Here is a 3,216-nt window from a genome sequence, read left to right as displayed (position 1 = left end):
TTGTGCAGAATTGGTTTAATTTGGACATAAAAAGAAAAAAAACTACTTTTGCACCTCATTTCAATCTTGATGAATGAAAGGCAAAATTCACATTAAAAATATCAGCGAGCTGCTTCCTTCAGGTACATCTCCAACCGACATACGAGTAAAGATAAACTGTACAACAATCGATTCAACCGATGTTTTATCTCAATTTTCTGTTCCGCTGTATTTAAACGCTTCCATTGCCATATTGGTCTTATCCGGAAATGCGACTGCATGTATCAACTATAAATTCCATAAAGTAGAGCCGGATACATTGCTTTTGCTATCGGCCTCGCACATGTTTAACTTCGACAACTGCAGTGCCGATTTTAAATGTATCTGCCTGTTTGTGAGTAAAGATTTTATGGACGATATGGATTCCACCGATATGATTTATAAACGGATCAAGTATGGGGTAAGGATGTTTAATATGCCGGTGTTGCGGATCAGTACCCACCAGTCGGAGTTACTGTACAAACGAATTACGTCCGTAAATGATGCTATAGAAGATGCGGAGCATTTGTTTCACAAGGAGATTATCTTAAATTGCCTTTTCGGGTTCTACCTGGATTTAAGCAATATGATAGACCGGACCTCCGACCTGGAGACCGAGGCCAATCTTACCCGCTACGAAAGCATCATTAAATCGTTTATCGAATTACTGGTGGCAAACTACAGAAAGGAGCATAAGGTAGATTTCTATTCCTCGAGGCTGAATATTTCGGATCATTACCGTATACATATCGTAAAACGGATAACGGGACAGACGGTGACCGACTTTATCTACGAAATGCTTTACAGTGATGCCAGAACATTACTGATGCATTCGAAGCTCTCCATCCAGGAGATAACTTCGCTGCTACACTTCTCGGATCAATCTTCCTTCGGGAAGTTCTTTAAACGTAAAGCCGGTCTTTCGCCCATCGATTTCAGAAAGCAAAAAAACTGATTATTTGGCCGTTTGCTGAGCAGATATACCTGTATATCTTTCGCCAACGATCTTGATCTTATTAATCTGGTCGGTAAGGCTCTGCAGTTCTTCGGCAGTAAATTCAAAATCGGCCGCCCACATGTTTTCCTGCAGATGGGCCAATTTGGTAGTGCCCGGAATTGGAACGATAAACGATTTCTGTGCCAGTAACCAGGCCAAAGCCACCTGAGCAACCGTTAGTCCCCGCTGATCTCCAAATGCCTTCAGGGTATCTATCAACGGCCAGTTGGCAATCACATTATCCGGTTGATAACGGGGCAGGGTGGGCCTGTTGTCGTTGTTGGGATTGTATTTGGAACGCTCGTTAAGGTAACCGGTAATCATCCCCCGGCTTAACGGGCTGTAGGGCACAAACCCGATACCCAACTCCTCGCATACGTTAATCACATCCTTTTCCGGTTGGCGGGTCATCAACGAATATTCACTCTGTAAAGCAGTCACCGATTGCACAGCATGCGCCTTTCGGATATTGGCTTCGCCGGCCTCACTTAGTCCGAAGTACTTAACCTTCCCCTCCTGTATTAAATCTTTAACCGTTCCGGCAACCTCCTCCATAGGAACGGCCGGGTCAACCCTGTGCTGGTAAAGTAAATCAATATAATCAGTCTTCAGGCTTTTCAACGAATGCTCCACCACGGCCCTGATTCGTTCCGGACGGCTGTCCAACCCTTCGCTTGGCCGGCCGTTTTTAAATCCAAACTTAGTGGCAATTACAATCTCTTTGCGGAAAGAAGAAACAGCTTCGCCAACCAGCTCCTCATTTACCAGCGGTCCGTATGCCTCAGCCGTATCGAAAAAGGTAACACCTAAATCGTATGCCTTATGAAGCATGGAGAACATCGCTTTCTTATCGGGCACAAAGCTGCGGTGATAGCTCATCCCCATACAACCCAGTCCCAATGCCGAAACCTTCAGCGCCTGACTGCCCGAGCCTAAAGTACGGTACTTTACATCCGTGTTAGCAGGCATGCTTAACCCGTTTTCGGAACCCTGTGCCTTGCCGATTGCCGGCGAGAGTATGACCGACCCGCTTAACAAAGCACCTGCTTTTAAGAAATCTCTCCGATTGTTCTTTTCCATAACTCCCATTTTTAGATTTATCTGTTTATTCTCAATTCCTAGCTTTTCTCTGGTCTTATTTCCCAACCAAACCCTGCAGATGCGCCGGATACCTTGCTCCGGTAATTTCTATTGCAGATGCGGCTTTTTTTATTTTTTGCAAATCCTCTTTTGAAAAATGAATGCGAACCGCTCCTGTGTTTTCGATCAGACGATGTTGTTTGGTTGTACCGGGAATTGGGGCAATCCAGAGCTTTTGTGCCAACAGCCAAGCTAACGCAATTTGAGCCGGAGTAGCATTCTTCTCGGCGGCAATCGAAGCAATCAAGTCCACCATTGCCTGGTTGGCTTTTCTGTTTTCTTCAGAAAACCGTGGTACTACGTTCCTGAAATCGGAACTGTCAAACTTCGTCTGTTCATTAATTGCTCCGGTCAGAAAGCCTTTTCCTAAAGGACTGAAAGGCACAAAACCAATTCCCAATTCCTCTAGTAATGGCAATATCTCTTTTTCCGGTTCACGCCACCATAAGGAATATTCACTTTGTAAAGCACTTACCGGTTGTACAGCATGTGCCTTACGGATACTTTCAACACCGGCCTCACTCAGGCCAAAGTATTTCACTTTTCCCTCCTGAATCAGATCCCTAACGGTTCCGGCAACCTCTTCCATCGGTACGTTCGGATCAACTCTGTGCTGATAAAACAAATCGATTACATCCGTTTTAAGATTTTTCAAAGACGCTTCAGCTACGGCCCGTATTCTTTCTGGTGTGCTGTTAAGGCCTTTACTTGAATCTCCATCCTGAAAACCGAATTTTGTGGCAATTACAACGTTGTTACGGAAGGGCTGTAAAGCTTTACCTAAAAGCATCTCGTTACCACCCTGACTATATGCTTCAGCGGTATCAAAAAAAGTAATTCCTAATTCATATGCTTTATGAATCAGAGAAATCGCATCTGCCTCATTTGTGGCAGGGCCATATCCAAAAGTTAATCCCATACACCCCATCCCCAAGGCTGAAACTTCTAGTCCGCAGGATCCAATTTTTCTCTTTTCCATTTTGTTCTGTTTTAATTAGTTGGATTTAATACAAACATATAAAAACCAATAAGTTGATAATGCAAAATTAGTAGCTTATTTG

At 44.0% G+C, this 3,216-nt stretch carries 3 protein-coding genes; 1 reads left to right on the top strand and 2 read right to left on the bottom strand.

Annotation, left to right across the window (positions count from 1 at the left end):
- Nucleotides 1-73 precede the first annotated feature (73 nt).
- On the top strand, nt 74-973 hold the full coding sequence (locus tag AB7E53_RS14750; RefSeq protein WP_446776551.1) for a helix-turn-helix domain-containing protein: 900 nt from the start codon (nt 74-76) through the stop codon (nt 971-973).
- Here AB7E53_RS14750 and AB7E53_RS14745 read toward each other — a convergent pair whose 3' ends face one another.
- Complete coding sequence (locus tag AB7E53_RS14745; protein ID WP_446776549.1) at nt 974-2,095, bottom strand: aldo/keto reductase; 1,122 nt, start codon at nt 2,093-2,095, stop codon at nt 974-976. It abuts the gene before it with no gap.
- Nucleotides 2,096-2,150: 55 nt separating this feature from the next.
- On the bottom strand, nt 2,151-3,134 hold the full coding sequence (locus AB7E53_RS14740; protein WP_446776547.1) for an aldo/keto reductase: 984 nt from the start codon (nt 3,132-3,134) through the stop codon (nt 2,151-2,153).
- Nucleotides 3,135-3,216 lie beyond the last annotated feature (82 nt).

Origin of the sequence: Macellibacteroides sp. (genome assembly GCF_050251695.1) — a bacterium.
Taxonomy (GTDB): domain Bacteria; phylum Bacteroidota; class Bacteroidia; order Bacteroidales; family Tannerellaceae; genus Macellibacteroides; species Macellibacteroides fermentans.
Note: the sequence above shows the minus strand (reverse complement) of the source record. Positions and strands in the feature narration are given on the sequence as shown.

Coding starts and splice junctions, on each gene's coding strand:
- AB7E53_RS14750 (WP_446776551.1), top strand. CDS start 74: ATGAAAGGCAAAATTCACATTAAAAATATCAGCGAGCTGCTTCCTTCA.
- AB7E53_RS14745 (WP_446776549.1), bottom strand. CDS start 2,095: ATGGAAAAGAACAATCGGAGAGATTTCTTAAAAGCAGGTGCTTTGTTA.
- AB7E53_RS14740 (WP_446776547.1), bottom strand. CDS start 3,134: ATGGAAAAGAGAAAAATTGGATCCTGCGGACTAGAAGTTTCAGCCTTG.